General features: G+C 69.3%; 18 protein-coding genes. 8 read left to right on the top strand and 10 right to left on the bottom strand.

Going from position 1 to position 17,883, the window contains the following annotated elements:
• Positions 1–25 precede the first annotated feature (25 nt).
• The 4 genes from SFB74_RS10730 to SFB74_RS10715 form a co-directional block, all read right to left on the bottom strand.
• Complete coding sequence (locus SFB74_RS10730) at positions 26–742, bottom strand: SDR family oxidoreductase (protein ID WP_432730803.1); 717 nt, start codon at positions 740–742, stop codon at positions 26–28.
• Positions 743–792: 50 nt separating this feature from the next.
• Positions 793–2,214, bottom strand: a complete 1,422-nt coding sequence (locus SFB74_RS10725; RefSeq protein WP_432730802.1) for an MATE family efflux transporter — start codon at positions 2,212–2,214, stop codon at positions 793–795.
• A 19-nt stretch (positions 2,215–2,233) separates the two neighbouring features.
• Positions 2,234–3,547 carry an MFS transporter gene (locus SFB74_RS10720; protein WP_432730801.1) on the bottom strand — a complete coding sequence of 438 codons (1,314 nt, stop codon included), beginning with the start codon at positions 3,545–3,547 and terminating at the stop codon, positions 2,234–2,236.
• Positions 3,548–3,662: 115 nt separating this feature from the next.
• A complete protein-coding gene (locus tag SFB74_RS10715) occupies positions 3,663–4,118 on the bottom strand; it encodes a MarR family winged helix-turn-helix transcriptional regulator (protein WP_432730800.1) in 456 nt (151 codons plus the stop codon).
• Between the two features lie 75 nt (positions 4,119–4,193).
• Between SFB74_RS10715 and SFB74_RS10710 the strand changes: the two genes are divergently transcribed.
• On the top strand, positions 4,194–4,742 hold the full coding sequence (locus SFB74_RS10710; protein WP_432730799.1) for a PaaI family thioesterase: 549 nt from the start codon (positions 4,194–4,196) through the stop codon (positions 4,740–4,742).
• A 9-nt stretch (positions 4,743–4,751) separates the two neighbouring features.
• Here SFB74_RS10710 and SFB74_RS10705 read toward each other — a convergent pair whose 3' ends face one another.
• Together SFB74_RS10705 and SFB74_RS10700 are read right to left on the bottom strand one after the other, a co-directional pair.
• Positions 4,752–5,099, bottom strand: coding sequence for a hypothetical protein (locus tag SFB74_RS10705; RefSeq protein ID WP_432730798.1), 348 nt, complete (start codon positions 5,097–5,099; stop codon positions 4,752–4,754).
• Positions 5,100–5,115: 16 nt separating this feature from the next.
• Complete coding sequence (locus SFB74_RS10700; protein WP_432730797.1) at positions 5,116–5,829, bottom strand: hypothetical protein; 714 nt, start codon at positions 5,827–5,829, stop codon at positions 5,116–5,118.
• A gap of 242 nt (positions 5,830–6,071) precedes the next feature.
• Here SFB74_RS10700 and SFB74_RS10695 point away from each other — a divergent pair, with 242 nt between their 5' ends.
• The 7 genes from SFB74_RS10695 to SFB74_RS10665 all read left to right on the top strand — a co-directional run bounded on the left by SFB74_RS10695 (position 6,072) and on the right by SFB74_RS10665 (position 13,711).
• Complete coding sequence (locus SFB74_RS10695; RefSeq protein ID WP_432730796.1) at positions 6,072–7,133, top strand: Fe(3+) ABC transporter substrate-binding protein; 1,062 nt, start codon at positions 6,072–6,074, stop codon at positions 7,131–7,133.
• A 40-nt stretch (positions 7,134–7,173) separates the two neighbouring features.
• On the top strand, positions 7,174–8,853 hold the full coding sequence (locus SFB74_RS10690; RefSeq protein WP_432730795.1) for an ABC transporter permease: 1,680 nt from the start codon (positions 7,174–7,176) through the stop codon (positions 8,851–8,853).
• 1 nt (position 8,854) lies between these two features.
• Complete coding sequence (locus SFB74_RS10685; protein WP_432730793.1) at positions 8,855–9,550, top strand: ABC transporter ATP-binding protein; 696 nt, start codon at positions 8,855–8,857, stop codon at positions 9,548–9,550.
• 104 nt (positions 9,551–9,654) lie between these two features.
• Complete coding sequence (locus SFB74_RS10680) at positions 9,655–10,338, top strand: glutathione S-transferase family protein (RefSeq protein WP_432730792.1); 684 nt, start codon at positions 9,655–9,657, stop codon at positions 10,336–10,338.
• Positions 10,339–10,403: 65 nt separating this feature from the next.
• A complete protein-coding gene (gloA, locus tag SFB74_RS10675) occupies positions 10,404–10,817 on the top strand; it encodes a lactoylglutathione lyase (RefSeq protein ID WP_432730791.1) in 414 nt (137 codons plus the stop codon).
• 19 nt (positions 10,818–10,836) lie between these two features.
• The gene (locus SFB74_RS10670) at positions 10,837–11,394 is read left to right on the top strand and encodes a DUF1697 domain-containing protein (RefSeq protein WP_432730790.1); all 558 of its coding nucleotides are present in this window, start codon (positions 10,837–10,839) and stop codon (positions 11,392–11,394) included.
• Positions 11,395–11,503: 109 nt separating this feature from the next.
• Positions 11,504–13,711, top strand: coding sequence for a gamma-glutamyltransferase family protein (locus tag SFB74_RS10665; RefSeq protein WP_432730789.1), 2,208 nt, complete (start codon positions 11,504–11,506; stop codon positions 13,709–13,711).
• A gap of 12 nt (positions 13,712–13,723) precedes the next feature.
• Here SFB74_RS10665 and SFB74_RS10660 read toward each other — a convergent pair whose 3' ends face one another.
• The 4 genes from SFB74_RS10660 to SFB74_RS10645 form a co-directional block, all read right to left on the bottom strand.
• Positions 13,724–14,455 carry a haloacid dehalogenase type II gene (locus tag SFB74_RS10660; RefSeq protein WP_432730788.1) on the bottom strand — a complete coding sequence of 244 codons (732 nt, stop codon included), beginning with the start codon at positions 14,453–14,455 and terminating at the stop codon, positions 13,724–13,726.
• 11 nt (positions 14,456–14,466) lie between these two features.
• On the bottom strand, positions 14,467–15,102 hold the full coding sequence (eda, locus tag SFB74_RS10655) for a bifunctional 4-hydroxy-2-oxoglutarate aldolase/2-dehydro-3-deoxy-phosphogluconate aldolase (protein WP_432730787.1): 636 nt from the start codon (positions 15,100–15,102) through the stop codon (positions 14,467–14,469).
• A gap of 50 nt (positions 15,103–15,152) precedes the next feature.
• Positions 15,153–17,003, bottom strand: coding sequence for a phosphogluconate dehydratase (gene edd, locus SFB74_RS10650; RefSeq protein WP_432730785.1), 1,851 nt, complete (start codon positions 17,001–17,003; stop codon positions 15,153–15,155).
• A 196-nt stretch (positions 17,004–17,199) separates the two neighbouring features.
• Positions 17,200–17,766: an OmpA family protein gene (locus SFB74_RS10645; RefSeq protein ID WP_432730784.1), complete on the bottom strand. Its 567-nt coding sequence runs from the start codon at positions 17,764–17,766 to the stop codon at positions 17,200–17,202.
• Positions 17,767–17,883: the final 117 nt, after the last annotated feature.

Below are 17,883 nucleotides of genomic sequence, written 5' to 3'. Positions count from 1 at the left end.
GCCCCGTGCCCGGGTCTTTGCCCGTTCAGGCCGCCTGCGGCGTGCCGGCATAGGGAGGCGTGGGGCTCGACAGGCCCTGCTTGAGCTGTCGCGAAGGCTCGTCGGCAAGCACCTCGGGCTGCCCCGCTTCGAGGCCCGCCAGCGCCTGGCGCGCGACATCGTCGGGCGATGCCTTGGGCGCGCCCTGCACATGCGCCGCCATGTCGGTGTCCATGTAGCCCACGTGCAGGCTCGTCACCGTCGTGCCCTGCCCGGCCAGCTCGTTGCGCAGGCCGTTGCTCAGCGACCATGCCGCCGACTTGGTCGCGCTGTAGGTCGCCACGCTCGGGAAAGTGGTCCAGGCCAGCGCCGACAGCACGTTGATCACGCCCCCGCCGCCGTTGGCCGCGAGCACTGGCGCAAAGGCCTGCGTCAGCGCCCAGGGGCCGAAGAAGTTGGTTTCGAATTCGGCGCGCGCCGCGGCCACCGCATCGGGCGAGCCGAGGAAGCTGGAGCCGCGCGAGATGCCCGCGTTGTTGACCAGCACCGTCACGTCGCCACAGGCGCGCACGGCCGCCTCGATCTGCGCGGGCTGCGTCACGTCGAGCGCCACCGGCGTCACGCCCGGCAGGCTGATGCTCTTCGGGTCGCGCGCCGCGCCATAGACCTTGCGGGCGCCGGCAGCCAATGCTGCCTTGGCGAATGCGAGACCGAGGCCGCGATTCGCGCCGGTGATGAAGACCACGGAGTCCTTGATTTTCATGATGCGTCTTTCGTTGATGGAAGTCGTCGTTGGGAAACTGATCGTCCGGTTCAGGCCTGAGCCATGCGCCGCAGCAGCCCGCTGGTGGTACGCGGCCAGCCCACGCGGCCGAACCATGCTCCGCCCGCGATGGCCGACGCGATCACGACGCCGTACACCGCGAGCGCCACGCCCTGCGCCGCGAACACGCCGGTGAGCCCACCGCCCCAGCGCAGCGCCAGCCAGCCGCCCGTGCCGGCCACCGCGAGCCGCGCGATGTTGCCAAGCACCGGCCACAGCAGCCGGCCCGCGCCCTGCGATGCGAAGTACAGCACCAGCCCGACACCGAAGAGGCCGTACATCGGACCCACCACGCGCAGGTAGTGCGAGCCCGTCTCCAGCATCGTCGGGTCGTTGCCGAACAGCAGCAGCCACGGACGCGGGAAGAGCGCCGCCGCCAGGCCGATGGCCTCGGTCAGCGCGAAGGCCAGGGCAGCGCCGGCCCAGGTGGCGCGCAGGGCCCGCTCGCGCAGCCCCGCCCCCATGCAGGTGCCGACCATCGCCACCAGCGGCGCGCCCAGGCCGAACACCAGCGGCACCAGCAGGTATTCGAGCCGCGAGGCCGTGCCGTAGCCGGCCAGCGCACCCGACCCGAAATGCCCGGTCAGCGCGGTGGCGATGCCGATGGAAAGATTGGTCGCCACCGTCGAGACAGCGCCCACCAGCCCGATGCGCAGGATGTCGCAGAACAGCGGCCAGCGCAGCTTCAGCGCGTCGAGCGTGGGCTTGAGCAGGCTGCGCGGCGAGCGCAGGTAGGCGATGAGCGCGATGGAGCCCAGCAGGTAGTACAGCAGCAGCGCCATCGCGCCGCCGGCGATGCCCATGCCCGGCAGCGGCCCGACGCCGAAGATCAGCAGCGGCGACGCCGGAATGAGGAACACCACGCCCACCACCGTCACGTTGGCCGGCACCGACATGTTGCCGGTGCCGCGGATGATGGCCGCGAGCGAATTGAAGAGCCACACCAGCGTCGCGCCGGCGAACACCCAGTTCGAGTACGTGAGCGCCGCGTCGAGCGCGGCCCCGGAGCCGCCCATCACGCCGTAGAGCCAGCGCCCGCCCAGCAGCAGCGCCAGCGTGAAGCACAGGCCGAAGCCCAGCGCGATGACGATGGCGTGCCACACCAGCGCGTCCGCGTCGTCGCGGCGGCGCGCGCCGAGCGCGCGGGCGATCGACGAGGCGATGCCGCCGCCCATGGCACCGCTGGAGGTCATCTGCATCAGCATCACGATGGGAAACACCAGTGCCATGCCGGCCAATGCATCGGTGCCGAGCTTGCCGACGAAGTAGGTCTCGATGAGGCCGACGGAGGCCTGCGCCACCATCACCAGCACGTTGGGCGCGGCCAGGCGCAGCAGCGTGGGGACGATGGGCGCCTCGAGCAGGCGGCGCGTGCGCGGATCGAGTTCGGTGCCGTGTTGAGGAGTCGTCATGACGTCAGCTCCGGCAGGTTCAGGCGCGGGCCGCGGCAGGCGTGGCCGGAGAGCCGGACTTCGCGGCCGGGCGGCGGATCGTCATCACGATCAGCGCCGCCACCAGGCATGCGGCGCCTGCGGTGTAGAGCGCGGGCGTGTAGGTCAGCAGCAGCGTGCGGGCAAAGCCGGCGCCGTATGCGGCCGTGGCGGCGCCCAGCTGGTGCGCAGCGAAGACCCAGCCGAACACCAGGCCGACCTTGGCCGGGCCGAAGGCAGCGCCCGCGAGCTTGACGGTCGGCGGCACGGTTGCGATCCAGTCGAGCCCGTAGAACATCGCGAAGATGCCGAGGCCGTAGATGGTGAATTCCGAGTGCGGCAACCAGAAGAGCGACAGCCCGCGCAGGCCGTAGTACCAGAAGAGCAGCTTGCGGTTGTCGTAGCGGTCGGAGAGCCAGCCCGAGAGGATCGTGCCGACGAAGTCGAAGGCACCCATCATCGCGAGCACCGAGGCCGCGGGCACTGCGCTCATGCCGTAGTCGCCGCACAGCGAGATGAAGTGCGTCTGCACGAGCCCGTTGGTGCTCAGGCCGCAGATGAAGAATGTGCCGGCCAGGACCCAGAAGGTGCGGTTGGTGGAGACCTCCTTCAGCACGCGGAACGGCGTGGCGAAGTTCATGGCCGGGGCTGCAGCTGCGGGCGCGGCGGGCTGCGTGCCCGGAGCTTCGCCGTACGGCAGCAGGCCGACGTCGGAAGGCCGGTTGCGCACGAAGCACAGCGCCAGCAGGCCGATGAGGATGGTGCCGATCACCACCGGCACGATGGCCGAGCGCCAGCCCCAGTGCTCGATCATCCAGGCCGCGAGCGGCAGGAAGGCCAGTTGCCCGGTCGCCGAACTGGCCGTGAGCATGCCCACCACCAGCCCGCGCCGCGCGACGAACCAGCGGTTGGCCACCACCGCGCCGAGCACCAGCGCCGTCATGCCGGTGCCCAGGCCCAGCATCAGGCTCCACAACACGAAGAGCTGCCACAGCTGCGAAGCCATGGTCACCAGCGCCATGCCCAGGCCGACGAGCGCAAGGCCGGTGCAGATCACCGCGCGCAGGCCGTAGCGCTCCATCAGCACGGCGGCGAAGGGCCCCATGAGCCCGAAGAGCGCGAAGCGCAGCGCGAGCGACGAGGAAATCTGCTCGGTGCTCCAGCCGAACTCCTTGCCCAGCGGCTGCAGCATCGCGCCCGGCAGGCCGAGCGCGGCCGACATCGTCAGCATGGTGAGGAAGGTGATGGCGGCGACGATCCAGCCGTAGTGAATGCCGCGGCGCTGCAGCCATGCGGAAACGGGTGTGGCGAACATGGGGCCTCTGCTGTTGGATTTGATTGAATGGGAGGAAGAAAAAGGCGAAACGGGTCCCTCGCGCGCCCCGGCGCACGATGAATGAATGGGGGTTGGTGAAGAAAAAGCTGAAGGGTCAGTCGTCGCTGGCGGGCTCTTCCTCGCCGCCCAGCAGCTCCATGGCCTCGTCGATCAGCAGGTGCAGCGCGAGCACGCGCTCGACGCCCAACAATGCATTCAGCTTCTGCTGCGCGGTCTTCCAGTGCGCCAGCGCCTCGCGCCGCTTGACCTCGCCGTCCTCGGTGAGCTGCACCAGCCGGCTGCGCGCATCGGCGCCCGCGCCCTGCGTGATCCAGCCCGCCACGATCAGCGGCTGCAGGTTGCGGCTGAGGGTGGAGGCGGTCATCTTGAGTTCGGCCGCCAGGTCGACGGGTCGCGTGGGACCGAGCCGCGCCAGGTGCGACAGCAGCGAGTACTGCGTGGTCTTGAGGCCGCTTTGCGAGACTTCGGCGTCGTAGTGCTGCGAGAGTCGCCGCGAAAGCTGGCGCACCTTGAAACTGGTGCAGCCGCGTGGCTTGGTGGGGGTGTCCATGGGATATTATTGTATGTGCAACTATTGCATATGCAATCAACACCCCGGGACAAAGCCCCCAGAAGGAACACAGGCATGACACAGAACCCCAGCCAGCTCGAGGCCTGGATCGCAGAAGAACGCAGGATCACCGACCGCCTCGAAACGGGCCCCGGCCCCGGTCTCGCCCGCCCCGACCAGATCGCCGGCAAGACCGGCCTCGAGATCATGCAGGCGATGCTCAATGGCGACATTCCCTATGCCGCCATCGCCAAGACGCTGGACTTCACGATCCTCGAGGTGCGCCAGGGCGTGGCCATCTTCCAGGGCACGCCGCTGCCGCAGCACCTGAACCCGCTGGGCACCATCCACGGCGGCTGGGTCGCGACGATGCTCGACTCCGCCCTCGGCTGCTCGGTCCACACCATGATGCCGCCCGGCCGCGCCTACACCACCGCCGAGCTGGGCGTGAACTACGTGAAGGGCCTCACTCCCAAGGTGCAGCGCGTGCGCGCCGAAGGCAAGGTGATCCACTGCGGCAAGCAGCTCGCCACCGCCGAGGCGCGCCTCTACGGCCCCGACGGCACGCTGTACGCGCATGCCACGACCACCTGCCTGGTGTTCGAGGTGCCTCCGGCGCGTTGAGTCCCGGCACTAGCGGGCGGGGCAGGACGGCGTGAGCACCACGAAGCGCACGCCCCACAGCACCACCAGCACCAGCCCCACCCACAGCAGCCAGTGCGGCCTGCGCCGCCGCACCGACAGCACCACGGCCACGACCAGCAGCGGAACCAGGTACGCGAAGGACTCGATCCTCGCGTCCAGCCCGTGGTCGATGGGCAGGGTGCAGAAGGTCATGCCGTCTCCGCGCATCGCCGGGTCTTCCAGCATCCACTCGTAGCGGTTGCGCGGAATGGCGAACAGCATCGCGGCGCAGAAGAGCGCATAGAGCGCCGACACCACCGCGAAGATCGGTGCAAGAACGGACCGCTTCAGGCTCATCGGGTCGGCGGCCCGCTCACCTGCTGAGCAGCGATTCGACGTGCTCGCGGTGCTTCACCATGGCGCGGCCATACGACGAGTATTCGCGCCCCGAGCTGCCCGGCGCGGCCTTCAGCGAGTCGACGATGTCGGAGAGCTTGCGCTCGATGCCGCGGTTGTAGCGCGCACCGGCCACGATGAACTGCTCCTCCGACAGGTTCGAGCTGTCGGCGCCGGGGTAGTCGTGCTCCACCAGCCCCTGCAGGTGCCTGGCCACGATCTCGAGGTTGAAGAGGTCCGTCTCCAGGCAGGAGACGAGGCGCAGTTCGTCCGAGTAGGTCAGGGTGTCGGCGTCGAGCCCCAGTTCGCGCACGGCGGCGCGCATCTGGATGCTGACCGCGCCGAACGAGGTCTCGCCCGGCGGCTTGGTGATCGTGAGGTTGCGGTCCACCCAGTCGGGGCCGCTCCAGTCGAAGGTGCGGAAGGCGAAGGCGGGCCGCTTGGTCCCGTCGGGCTTGCCGCCCACCTCGGCCCAGGCCACGCTGCCCAGCAGCACGGGCGGAATGTTGTGCTTCTTCGCCACCGCGACGATGCGCAGGCGGTTGTAGAGAACCCACGCGTCCTTGTAGTTGTCCAGGTACGGAAAGCCGCCGCCGAAGCGCTCGGGCATCAGCTTCCACTTGAAGGCATCCCACGACGTCCACTTCGGATAGTTGGCGTTGTCGGGCGCACAGAACTCTCGACCACTCATCGGCACTCCCTCCGGTTCAGGAAAAAAGCATCGGCCGTTTTAGCGGTCCGGTCGCCAGTTGTCGAGCGGCGAAGGCGCCGTACTTGCAACGATCTGCAGTAGGCCTTCAACCTGTAAGTCCAAAGGCATCGCAATTCGCGGCCCCAGTGATAATTATTCTCATCCGGCACTCGCAACACCCGGCAACACCATCTTCTGCCGGCGCCGGAGCTTTCTAGAACACCCGCTCCTGGAGGATCCTCATGACCGAACAACGCTCACGCGTCCAAGGCCGCGCCGCGCGCGCACTGCTTGGCGCAGGCGCTGCCTGGCTGGCCGCCACCGCCCTGCCCGCGCAGGCCGCCGAAGAACTCACGCTCTACACGACGCGCGAGCCGGCGCTGATCCAGCCCCTCATCTCGGCCTTCAGTGCGCAGAGCAACATCAAGGTCAACACCGTCTTCGTGAAGGACGGTCTGCTGGAGCGCGTGAAGGCCGAAGGCGCACGCTCGCCCGCCGACGTGCTGATGACCGTGGACATCGGCAACCTCATGGACCTCGTCGACGGCGGCGTGACGCAGCCCGTGAAGTCGGCGGCGCTCGAATCGGCCATTCCGGCCAACCTGCGCGGCGCCGACGGCCAGTGGTTCTCGCTCTCGCTGCGCGCCCGCGTGCTCTACGCCGACAAGAGCCTGCCGCTCACCAGCTTCCGCTACGAAGACCTGGCCAACCCCAAGTACAAGGGCAAGGTCTGCATCCGCGCGGGCCAGCATCCGTACAACACCGCGCTGGTCGCCTCGCTGATCGCGCACGACGGCGAGGCCAAGGCCGAGCGATGGCTGCGCGGCGTGAAGGCCAACCTGGCACGCAAGGCCACCGGGGGCGACCGCGACGTGGCGCGCGACATCCTCGGCGGCATCTGCGACGTGGGCCTGGCCAACTCGTACTACGTCGGCCAGATGAAGAGCGCCAAGGAAGGCACCGACGCGCGCAAGTGGGGCGATGCCATCAAGGTGATTCGCCCGACCTTCGCCAACGCCAAGAGCGGCGGCACGCACGTCAACATCAGCGGCGCTGCCGTGGCGAAGAACGCACCGCAGCGCGCCAACGCGGTCAAGCTGCTCGAGTTCCTGGTGTCGGAGCCGGCACAGGCCCTGTACGCGCAGACCAACTACGAGTACCCGGTGCGCAAGGGCGTGGCGCTCGACCCGATCATCGGCCAGTCCATCGGCGAGCTGAAGGTCGACCCGCTGCCGCTGACCGAGATCGCCAAGTACCGCAAGCAGGCCAGCGCCCTGGTAGACAAGGTTGGCTTCGACCAGTGACAGCGACGAGCGCCGGGCATGCCTGCCGGCGACTGACTGAATGATCTTCCCGCGGCGCCAGCCGCCGGGCCTGCAAGCCGCAGGCCCGGCTTGGCGCTGCGCGTCTTTCCTTGTCGCCATCGGTGTGCTCGCGCCGGTTCTCACGCTGGCGTGGCTCGCGTTCGGGTCGGGCCTCGGCCATTGGGGGCCGCTGTTCGCCCACGTGCTGCCGCAGGCGACGCTCAACACGGCCGTGCTGCTTGCCGGCGTCGGCACGCTGGTGCTGGTGATCGGCACCGGCTGCGCCTGGCTGGTGACGGCGCACGACTTCCCCGGACGCGGCACGCTGCACTGGGCCCTGCTGCTTCCGCTGGCGATGCCGACCTACATCGTCGCCTTCGCCTACCTCGACCTGCTGCATCCCATCGGCCCGGTGCAGGGCGCGATCCGCTGGATGCTGGGCTTCGACAGCCCGCGCCAGTTCCGCCTGCCCGACCTGCGCTCGATGCCGGGCGCGATCTTCGTGCTGGGCTTCGTGCTTTATCCGTACGTCTACATGACGGCGCGCGCGATGTTCATGACGCAGCCCGCGCACCTCATGGAGGCGGCGCGCATGCTCGGCGAGAGCCGGCGCGGCGCGTTCTTCCGGGTGGCGCTGCCGCTGGCGCGTCCTGCGTTGGCCGTGGGGCTGAGCCTTGCGCTGCTCGAGACGCTCAACGACATCGGCGCTTCCGAATTTCTCGGCGTGAACACGCTGACGGTGGCGGTCTACACGACCTGGATCACGCGCTCCGACCTCGCGGGCGCCGCGCAGATCGCCTGCGCGATGCTGTTCGTGGTGATCGCGCTGGTCTGGCTGGAGCGCAACGGGCGTCGGCACCAGCGCTTCGGTTCGGCGCAGCGCATGCGCGCGGCGCAGCCGCGCCGCCTGCGCGGGGGCGCGGCCTGGGCCGCGACAACGGCCGCCACACTGCCGGTGCTGATCGGCTTCGTGGCGCCGGCCCTCTACCTGGTCTGGGAAAGCGCCAAGCGACTGCGCCAGGGCGGCGGCATTTCTCAGGGGCTGGTCGCGAGCCTGGGCAACACGCTGGCACTGGCCACGGGCGTCACCGCCGTCGCGGTGGCGGCGGGGCTGGTCGTCGCATGGGCCGCGCGCAGCCAGGGCTCGGGCCCCGGCCGTGCCCGCTGGCAGGCGCGCGCCGCGACGCTGGGCTACGCGGTGCCGGGCACGGTGCTGGCCATCGGCCTGCTCACGCCGGCGCTGGCCTTCGATTCGGCGCTGGCCACGGCCTTTGGCTGGCAGGGCCTGCCGCTGATGAGCTGCGGCGTGGTGCTGGTCGTGGCCTGCGCGATCCGCTTTCTTGCGATGCCGGTCGGCGGCATCGAGGCCGGCCTCTCGCGCATTCCACCCGCCATCGAGCAGGCCTCGCGGCTGCTCGGCGAGACCACCGCCGGCACGCTGCGCCGCGTGCACCTGCCGCTGCTGCAGCCCGCCATGGCCGCCGCCGCGCTGCTGGTGTTCGTCGACGCAATGAAGGAACTGCCGGCCACGCTGCTGCTGCGTCCCGCCAACTTCGACACCCTGGCCACCTGGCTCTATGCCGAGGCCGCGCGCGGCACCTACGAGGAAGGCGCGATCGCCGCGCTCGCCATCGTGCTGGCCGGCCTGCTGCCCGTGGTGCTGCTCGCGCGCAACCAGCTGGGCGCGCCTTCGGCCACACTGGCCGCCGAGAAGACATGACATGAGCTCCCCACTGCAACTCGACGCGATCAGGCTCGCCTACGACACGCCACGCGGCCCGCACACCGTCGTCGACGGCTTCTCGCTGGCGCTGAACGCGGGCGACATCGCCTGCCTGTTCGGCCCCTCGGGCTGCGGCAAGACGACGGTGCTGCGCGCCATCGCGGGCTTCGAGCCGGTGCGCGCCGGCACGATCAGGCTCGGCGACGCGCTGCTGTCTTCCGCGCAGAAGCACCTGCCGCCCGAGCAGCGGCGCGTGGGCATGATGTTCCAGGAATACGCGCTGTTTCCGCATCTGTCGGCCGCGAAGAACGTGGCCTTCGGGCTGCGCCGGCTGGGCCGCGCCGAACAGCAATCGCGCGTCGCCGAAATGCTCGCGCTGGTCGGCCTCGCCGACGCGGGCGAGCGCTACCCGCACGAACTCTCGGGCGGCCAGCAGCAGCGCATTGCGCTGGCCCGTGCGCTCGCACCCTCGCCCGCCCTGCTGCTGCTCGACGAGCCCTTCTCCAACCTCGACGGCGGCACCCGCGAACGGCTTACGGTGGAGGTGCGCGACATCCTCAAGCATGCCGGGCAGACGGCCATCCTCGTCACGCACAACGAAGCCGAGGCGCATGCCATGGCTGACCGCATCGGAGTGATGCACGGCGGGCGCATCACGCACTGGATCGATACCGACGCCGTCGATCCGGTCTAGCACAAGACGCCCGTTTCGCTAATGGGCTTTCCGGGAAAAGGTTGTTCGGGATCGCAAGAATCGCCGCGATCCAGACACAACCGATCCAGCAAACGGAGAGCCCCATGACCCAGCAAGCCCTCACCCTCGTCAGCCACCTGCTGTGCCCCTACGTGCAGCGCGCGGCGATCGCGCTGCATGAAAAGAACGTGCCCTTCGAGCGCGTCGTGATCGACCTCGCGAACAAGCCGCAGTGGTTTCTCGACATCTCCCCGCTCGGCAAAGTGCCCCTGCTGAAGGTGCGCCGCCCTGACGGCAACGAGGCCGTGCTGTTCGAGAGCAACGTGATCTGCGAGTACCTCGAAGAAACCCAGCCCGGCGCACGCCTGCACCCCGAAGACCCGCTCGCCCGCGCCCAGCATCGTGCATGGATGGAATTCGGCTCGGCCATCCTCGGCGATCTCTGGGGCTACGAGACCACGCAGGACGCCGCCGTGTTCGAGCAGAAGCGCCAGGCCCTGCTCGCCAAGTTCCAGCGCGTGGAAGCGGCGCTGGGCGAAGGCCCCTACTTCGCGGGCGACGGCTTCAGCCTCGTCGACGCGGTCTTCGCGCCGGTGTTCCGCTACTTCGAAGTGTTCGACGCGATCAGCGACTCGCACATCTTCGACGCCCTGCCCAAGGTCGACGCATGGCGCAAGGCGCTGGCCGCCCGCCCCAGCGTGCGCAACGCGGTGGTGCCCGAATACCCGCAGCACCTGATGGAATTCCTGAAGCGCCACCAGGCCCACCTGTTGACCCTGGCCGCTTGATCGCGGCGCCCGCAGGCCCACAATAGCGGGCTTACTTCCCACAACTACAAGCAAGGCACCACGAGATGCGACTCCTCCACACCATGCTGCGCGTCGGCAACCTGCAGCGCTCCATCGACTTCTACACCAAGGTGCTCGGCATGAACCTGCTGCGCACTTCCGAGAACCCCGAGTACAAGTACAGCCTCGCCTTCATCGGCTACGGCAACGGCAACCCCGACCAGGCAGAGATCGAGCTCACCTACAACTGGGGCACCGAGAGCTACGAGCTCGGCACCGCCTACGGCCACATCGCGCTCGGCGTGCCCGACGCCTACGCGGCCTGCGAGAAGATCAAGGCCGCGGGCGGCAACGTGACGCGCGAGGCCGGCCCGGTCAAGGGCGGCACCACCGTGATCGCGTTCGTCACGGACCCCGACGGCTACAAGATCGAACTCATCCAGCGCGACGAGAACGCCACCGGCGGCGGCCTGCGCTGAGCCACTGCGGGGCGGCCCCATGGCGAGCACGAAGAAACAAGCCACGACCACCCGCCATGTCGCGCTGCTGCGCGGCGTGAACGTCAACGGCATCACGATCAAGAGCGCGGACCTGAAGGCGCTCTTCGTCGAACTGGGCTTCGGTGCGGTGCGCACCGTGCTCGCCAGCGGCAACGTGCTGTTCGACACCGCCGAGAGCGATGCCGCCGCGCTGCGCACGCGCATCGAGCAGGCGCTGCGCAAGCGCTTCGACTACGACGCATGGATCGTCCTGCTCACGCAGAAGACCGTGGCCGCGATGGCCGAGGGCTACCCCTTCGAGCGCATCGACGAGGAGCGCCATCCGTACATCGTGTTCGGCTCCGACGCCGCGATGCTCGACGAGATCATGGAAAAGGCCGGCGCGGTCGATGCCGCCACCGAGCGGCTGGAACGTGGCAAGGGCGTTCTGTACTGGCAGTGCCCTCGCGGCGAGAGCCTGGACACGCCGGTCGCCAAGCTGCTCGGCAAGGCCCGCTACAAGTCGGGCACCACCACGCGCAACCTGCGCACGGTCGAGAAACTGCTCGCCGACTGAAGCTGGCCGGCGAGGCCGACCAGTGCTGCCTCGGTGAAAGCGAGGGTCCCGGTGGCACGGGGGTTGCAATAGATTCGAAATCATACGAATCCGCTGAATCCCCCTTCCGATGCGCACTCCCACGTCTTTCCTGCCCGCCGCCACTGCGGCGGCAGTTGCCACGGCCCTGCTCGCGGCCTGCGGCGGCTCCGGTTCCTCCTTCGGCTTCGCGGCCGCACCGCCACCCGCGGCGACCCAGCCGCCTGCGGCACCGCCTCCTGGCAGCTCGCCGCCCGCCGTGCGATTCGACCCGGCGCTGTGCACCCAGCAGACCGGCACGCCGCACGGCCAGACCGCCGGCATCACCGGTACCAACATGATGGTGACCTCGGCCCACTACGAGGCCTCGAAGGCCGGCTGCAAGATCCTCGCGGGCGGCGGCACGGCCATCGATGCGGCGATCGCGGTACAGGCCGTGCTGGGCACCGCCGAGCCCTTCGCCTCGGGACTGGGCGGCGGCGCGCTCATCACCTATTACGACGCGGCCAGCAAGAGGGTGCGCACCTTCGACGGGCTTTCGGCTGCGCCGTCGAGCACGGGTGGCGCGGCATCGATCTACCAGGCCGTGGCGCAGGACATCTCGAGCACCGCCCCATACAACCAATGCAAGACCGGCCTCAACACCGTCGGCGCCAGCATCTCCTCGCAGCAGGGCAACACCAACATCTCGGCCCGCGCCGTTGGCATTCCGGGCACCGTGGCGGTGCTCGACCTCGTGCACAAGGCCTACGGCAGGAAGCCCTGGAACACGCTGTGGGACGACGCCATCGATCTCGCGCGCAACGGCTTCCCGATGACGAAGTACATGTACTCGACGCTGTATGCCGACAGCGCCGAGTTCGACGACGACGGCAACCCGGTGGCCGCCGGCAGCGGCGTCGCGGCCTGGGTCAACTCCGCGAACACCGTGCGCGGCGCCGCGCGCTGCGCCTACCCCGACATCGCGAAGCGGTATTGCGACGCGACCGACGCGAAGAAGGAAAAGCCGCTGCCCGTCGGCACGCTCATCAAGAACCCCGAACTCGCCCAGACCATGCAGCTGGTGCGCGACGGCGGCGCCGCGGCCTTCTACGACCCGGCCGGCGACACGGTGAAAGCCATCGTCAAGCGCACCACCGTCGACAGCCTGCCCTGCAAGTCGATCCTGCCGAGCGCGGGCACGGCCGGCTCGCCGAGCGTGGCGACCACCATCGCATCGATCCCGAGCCTGATGGTGGCGGCCGACTTCCAGGCCTACAAGGCGGTGGAACGCAAGCCGCTGGTCGGCTCGCGCTTCGGCACCACCATCTACACGCAGCCCGCGCCCTCGTTCGGCGGCTTCGTCACGCTCTATTCGCTGGGCATCCTCGAGCGCAAGCAGGCGACGGCCGAGAACACGCTGGACACGCCGCGCTTCGTCTACCTGGCGAACGAGGCCAGCCGCCTCGCCAACGCGGATCGCCGCGCGGTCATCGGCGATCCGGCATGGTCGAACGTGAACTCGCGCGCCTCGGTGCTGCTGAGCGACATCGAGCTCGACAACCGCGCCGCCCAGATCGGCGACACCGCCTTCTCCACCGTGCCCACCGGCAACATCGGCAGCTTCGTGGCCACCGACCCGGCCGGCTACGACACGATGGCCGCCGCCGCCAACTCAGGCAAGCCGCGCAGGACGATGCTCGCGAAGGCTGCTTCCGGCACCACGGCGCACGACGAGGACTGGAACACCACCAGCAACCTCGCCATCGTCGACGGCTACGGCAACGCGCTGTCGATGACCACCACCATCAACACGCACTGGGGCGCGCACATCGAGGCGGCGGGCATCATGCTCAACGACGTGATGTCGAACTTCTCCGCCGGCACCGCCCTGAGCGGATCGGAAGTCAACGGCTATGCCGGCACCAAGCGCCCGCGCACGTCGATCTCGCCCGCCATCGCGTTCGACGGCTCGGGCAGGCTGCGGCTGGTGTGGGGTTCGGCCGGCGGTGGGCCAATTCCCGACTACATCGTGAAGACCTTCATGGGCAACGTGGTCTACGGGCTGGACATCCAGGCCGCGGTGAACGCACCCAACTTCACGGGACAGAACGGCATCGCCGAACTGGAGGCAGGCTCGGCGCTAGCGCCGCTGGCGGCAGACATGCGCACGCGCTACGGCTACACCCCGAGCACGCTGCAGGCGACCGGGCTGTTGAGCGGCATCAGCGGCATCGCGGTGACCCACGACGCGAATGGCGGCGCGACCTACAGCGGCGCGGCGGACAACCGGCGCTCGGGCGCGGCCTACGGGTACTGAGCGGCCCGGGCCTCAGCAGCCCAGCAGATCGGCCAGCTGGCCGATGTCGCGCGCGTGCAGGTTGTTGTCCGGCACCGGCGACACATCCTTCGGCCTCGCGCGGCCGAACTCGTGCGGGCGCTCGATGTACGCCGTCTTCAGGCCGCAGGCGCGCGCGGCCGCGAGGTCATCGTGGTGCGCGGCCGCCAACATCACCTGCCCGGGCGTCGCATCGAACACGCCCGCCACGCCAAGATAGGTGCGCGGATCGGGCTTGTAGGCCTTGAACACTTCGGCCGACAGGATGCAATCCCAGGGCAGGCCTGCGCGCTTGGCCATCTCGGTGAGCAGGCCGATGTTGCCGTTCGACAGCGTGCAGATGGTGAACTTCTTCTTGAGCCGCGCGAGCCCCGCCACCGAATCGGGCCAGGCCGGCAGGCGGTGCCAGGCTCGGCTCAGGTCGCGCCTGGCGGCGCTGTCGATGCGATCGGCCAGGCTGAAGTCGTGCAGCACCTGGTCGAGCATGCTCAGGTGGAGCTCGTCGAGCAGCGTGAAGCCGCCCTCGCCCGCGGCGATGCGCTCCATCACGGCCTTCATGGCCGGCTGGTAGCCGGCGCGCCACGCCAGCGCGAAGGCCGCGCCGTCCACGCCCGGGAACACGCGCTCGACCTCGGCGGCGATGCCGCTGTGCCAGTCGACCACCGTTCCGAAGACGTCGAACGCGATGACCTTGAGGTCGCTCGCGTCGAAATCCGCGCTGCTCATGGCAATGACGCTCAGCGCGGCAGCTGGCTCGCGGCGCGTGCCAGCTGCTCGATGCGGGTCCAGTCGCCGTCGCGGATCGCGTCGGTCGGCACGATCCACGAGCCGCCCACGCAGGCCACGTTCGACAGCGCGAGGAACTCGGCCGCGTTGCCGGCATGGATGCCGCCGGTCGGGCAGAAGGTGACATCGCCGAACGGGCCCTGCCATGCCTTGAGCATGGGAAGGCCGCCGGCCTGCAGCGCGGGGAAGAACTTCAGCTGGGTGTAGCCGTCTTCCTGCGCCGTCATGATTTCGCTGCCGGTGGCCACGCCGGGCAGAAGCGGTAGGCCGATGTCGTGGCAGGCCTTGCCGACCGCGCGCGTGTAGCCCGGGCTCACGCCGAACTTCGCGCCTGCCAGCGCCGAAGCTTGTGCGTCGGCGGCGCTGCGGATGGTGCCGGCGCCGGCCACGGCCTCGGGCACGTCCCTGGCGATGGCTTCGATGCACTGCAGCGCCTGCGGCGTGCGCAGGGTGACCTCGAGCATGCGGATGCCGCCGGCCACCAGGGCGCGGGCGAGCGGGACGGCGTCTTTCACATCGTTGAGCACGATGACCGGGATGACCGGTGCGTCGCGCATCACGTCGAGGGGGGTGAGTTTTTCAGTCATTTTCCTGGCTCCAATTCGTTACGTACGCATCGCCTTCGAGGCCGCCCTGGTCACAGCCAGGAGCAGGCGCCCTCTTCGGCGGTCAGTGCATTGCGGCGCATGCCGGCGAACAGTTCACGGCCCAGGCCGTGTCCGTCGGCGATGCGCTGTGCATCGGGCAGCGTCGCGGTCTCGCGCGCGGCCCATTCGTCCTCGGGCAGCAACACGGCGAGCGTACCCGCGACGGAATCGAGGCGGATCAGGTCGCCGTCGCGCACCTTGGCCAGCGGCCCGCCCGCGGCGGCCTCGGGCGAGACGTGGATCGCTGCCGGGATCTTGCCCGACGCGCCGCTCATGCGGCCGTCTGTGACCAGCGCGACGCGGAATCCCTTGCCCTGCAGCACCGACAGCGGCGGCGTGAGCTTGTGCAGCTCGGGCATGCCGTTGGCCTGCGGGCCCTGCCAGCGCACCACGCAGACCACGTCGCGTTCCAGCTCGCCCGCCGTGAACGCCTTCTGCAGCGCGGCCTGCGAGTCGAACACGCGCGCGGGCGCTTCGATGACGTGGCGGTCGTCGGGCACCGACGAAACCTTGATGACGCTGCGGCCCAGGTTGCCGCTCAGCAGCTTGAGGCCGCCGGTGGCGCTGAACGGATTGGCGACGGGACGGGTGACGGCATCGTTCTGCAGTGCGGCGCCCGGAGTCCATTGCAGGCGCTTCCCGCCCTGCCCGCCAGCTTGCTCCGCCAGCGACGGAATGTTCGCGAATTCGCGGATGCCGCCCGAGCGAACCGTCAGCACGTCGGCGTGCATGAGGCCGGCATCGACCAGCTCGCCGATCACCAGGCCGGGGCCGCCCGAGGCCTGGAACTCGTTCACGTCGGCGCTGCCGTTGGGGTACACGCGGGTCAGCAGCGGCACCACGTCGGAGAGCTTCGAGAAGTCGTCCCAGTCGATCAGGATGCCGGCGGCGCGCGCCACGGCCACCCAGTGGATCAGGTGGTTGGTGGAGCCGCCCGTGGCCAGCAGCGCGACCATCGCGTTGACGATGCAGCGCTCGTCGACCATCACGCCAATGGGCGGGCAGTCGAATGGCGCATTGCCCGCCTTGCCCAGCACCGTGCGCACGGCCTCGCGCGTGAGCGTCTCGCGCATCGCGTCGCCGGGCTGGATGAAGGCCGTGCCGGGCACGTGCAGGCCCATGGCCTCCAGCAGCATCTGGTTGCTGTTGGCGGTGCCGTAGAAGGTGCAGGTGCCGAGCGTGTGATAGGCGGCCATCTCGGCATCGAGCAGGCCCTGGCGGCCCACGAGGCCCTGCGCCGCCTGCTCGCGCACCTTCGACTTGGCGTTGTTCGACAGGCCCGAGGGCATCGGGCCGGCGGGCACGAACACGGTGGGCAGGTGGCCGAAGTGCAGCGCGCCGATCAGCAGGCCCGGCACGATCTTGTCGCACACGCCGAGCATGAGCGCGGCGTCGAACATGTCGTGGGTGAGCGCGACAGCGGTGCTCATGGCGATGAGGTCGCGGCTGAAGAGGCTGAGCTCCATGCCGGGCGTGCCCTGCGTCACGCCGTCGCACATGGCGGGCACGCCGCCGGCCACCTGGGCAGTGGCGCCGAGGCCGCGGGCCTCGTTTTTGATGATGTCCGGGTAGCCCTGGTACGGCGCGTGAGCCGAGAGCATGTCGTTGTAGGCGGTGACGATGCCGATGTTGGGCGCGCGCTCGGTCACCACGCGGAACTTGTCGCTGGCCGGAATGCCGGCCACGGCGTGCGCGACGTTGGCGCAGCCCATGCGGTCCGAGCCGCGGTCGCGGTTGCGGATCTCGGCAAGGCGGGTGAGGTAGGCGCCGCGCAGCCCCTGGCTGCGCTCGCGGATGCGATCGGTGACGTCGCGTACGGTGGGGTTGGTGCTGCTGCTCATGGGGAGTCGATGGCTCTTGCTGCTGTCGCACGGGCGACTTTGGGCCTGGGGCCCATGGTAACAAGTCAGGCGCGAATACCCGATGAAATCCGGGCGCAGGGCAATACGAATTTACCCATCCGCACGCCGAAAGCCGGCGCACGCAAAAAAGCCCGGCATGGCCGGGCTTCCTGTGCTGGCGGCGAGGCTGTGCTCCTCAGTCGACCAGCTTCACCTCGACCCGGCGCGCCTCGGCGTTGTTGCCCGAGCCGGCCGTCACGGCGGGCTTCTGCAGGTCGACCTTGGCGGCCGGAACACCCAGGCCCACGAGCACGTCGCGCACCGTTTCGGCGCGCTTCTTCGCGAGCTGCTCGTTGATGGCGGCGTCGCCGGTGGTGTCGTGGAAGCCCGAGACCACCGCCTTGCGGCCGCTCTCGACGCCCTTGATGACCGCGGCCAGGGCCTCGGCGGCGCCCGGCGCGAGATCGGCGCTGCCGGTCGCGAAATAGAAGTTCACCACGCCGTCGACCACGCGGATGCTCGCGCCGTCGGGGATGACCACGGTCACCGTCTCGGTGACTTCGGCCACCTTGGGCGCCGCCTCGGCCGGCGGTGCCGGCGGCATCGTGGTCGTCATGGCCGTCACCACCGGCGGCTTGGCGACCGCCACGCCGCCGTGGCCCTTGTGCCAGATGGCGATGCCGATCACGAAGAAGATCACCAGGGCGATCAACGCCATGACGAATCCGAGGATGAAGTTCTGCTGGCTGTCGTCGTCGCTCATCGGGGGTCTTGCTCCGTAGGGAAGGGGCCGGTAAATAATGGTGCGGTGAACCATGATCAGGAAATTGTAGGTGGCGGTTCCGGCACTTCCGTGTCGGAGCCGGCGCCGAACCCCGGT

Source organism: Variovorax xiamenensis (assembly GCF_050916385.1).
Lineage (GTDB): Bacteria > Pseudomonadota > Gammaproteobacteria > Burkholderiales > Burkholderiaceae_C > Variovorax.
The sequence above is the reverse complement of the archived record's forward strand: the minus strand, read 5'-3'. Positions and strand labels throughout refer to the sequence as shown.

Excerpts from the sequence above, each read along its gene's own strand:
- SFB74_RS10710 (WP_432730799.1), top strand. The coding sequence starts at position 4,194 with ATGACACAGAACCCCAGCCAGCTCGAGGCCTGGATCGCAGAAGAACGC.
- SFB74_RS10645 (WP_432730784.1), bottom strand. The coding sequence starts at position 17,766 with ATGAGCGACGACGACAGCCAGCAGAACTTCATCCTCGGATTCGTCATG.
- SFB74_RS10730 (WP_432730803.1), bottom strand. The coding sequence starts at position 742 with ATGAAAATCAAGGACTCCGTGGTCTTCATCACCGGCGCGAATCGCGGC.
- SFB74_RS10670 (WP_432730790.1), top strand. The coding sequence starts at position 10,837 with ATGGCGAGCACGAAGAAACAAGCCACGACCACCCGCCATGTCGCGCTG.
- SFB74_RS10685 (WP_432730793.1), top strand. The coding sequence starts at position 8,855 with ATGAGCTCCCCACTGCAACTCGACGCGATCAGGCTCGCCTACGACACG.
- SFB74_RS10690 (WP_432730795.1), top strand. The coding sequence starts at position 7,174 with ATGATCTTCCCGCGGCGCCAGCCGCCGGGCCTGCAAGCCGCAGGCCCG.
- SFB74_RS10660 (WP_432730788.1), bottom strand. The coding sequence starts at position 14,455 with ATGAGCAGCGCGGATTTCGACGCGAGCGACCTCAAGGTCATCGCGTTC.
- SFB74_RS10680 (WP_432730792.1), top strand. The coding sequence starts at position 9,655 with ATGACCCAGCAAGCCCTCACCCTCGTCAGCCACCTGCTGTGCCCCTAC.
- edd (WP_432730785.1), bottom strand. The coding sequence starts at position 17,003 with ATGAGCAGCAGCACCAACCCCACCGTACGCGACGTCACCGATCGCATC.
- SFB74_RS10725 (WP_432730802.1), bottom strand. The coding sequence starts at position 2,214 with ATGACGACTCCTCAACACGGCACCGAACTCGATCCGCGCACGCGCCGC.
- gloA (WP_432730791.1), top strand. The coding sequence starts at position 10,404 with ATGCGACTCCTCCACACCATGCTGCGCGTCGGCAACCTGCAGCGCTCC.
- SFB74_RS10720 (WP_432730801.1), bottom strand. The coding sequence starts at position 3,547 with ATGTTCGCCACACCCGTTTCCGCATGGCTGCAGCGCCGCGGCATTCAC.
- SFB74_RS10700 (WP_432730797.1), bottom strand. The coding sequence starts at position 5,829 with ATGAGTGGTCGAGAGTTCTGTGCGCCCGACAACGCCAACTATCCGAAG.
- SFB74_RS10705 (WP_432730798.1), bottom strand. The coding sequence starts at position 5,099 with ATGAGCCTGAAGCGGTCCGTTCTTGCACCGATCTTCGCGGTGGTGTCG.
- SFB74_RS10695 (WP_432730796.1), top strand. The coding sequence starts at position 6,072 with ATGACCGAACAACGCTCACGCGTCCAAGGCCGCGCCGCGCGCGCACTG.
- SFB74_RS10715 (WP_432730800.1), bottom strand. The coding sequence starts at position 4,118 with ATGGACACCCCCACCAAGCCACGCGGCTGCACCAGTTTCAAGGTGCGC.
- SFB74_RS10665 (WP_432730789.1), top strand. The coding sequence starts at position 11,504 with ATGCGCACTCCCACGTCTTTCCTGCCCGCCGCCACTGCGGCGGCAGTT.
- eda (WP_432730787.1), bottom strand. The coding sequence starts at position 15,102 with ATGACTGAAAAACTCACCCCCCTCGACGTGATGCGCGACGCACCGGTC.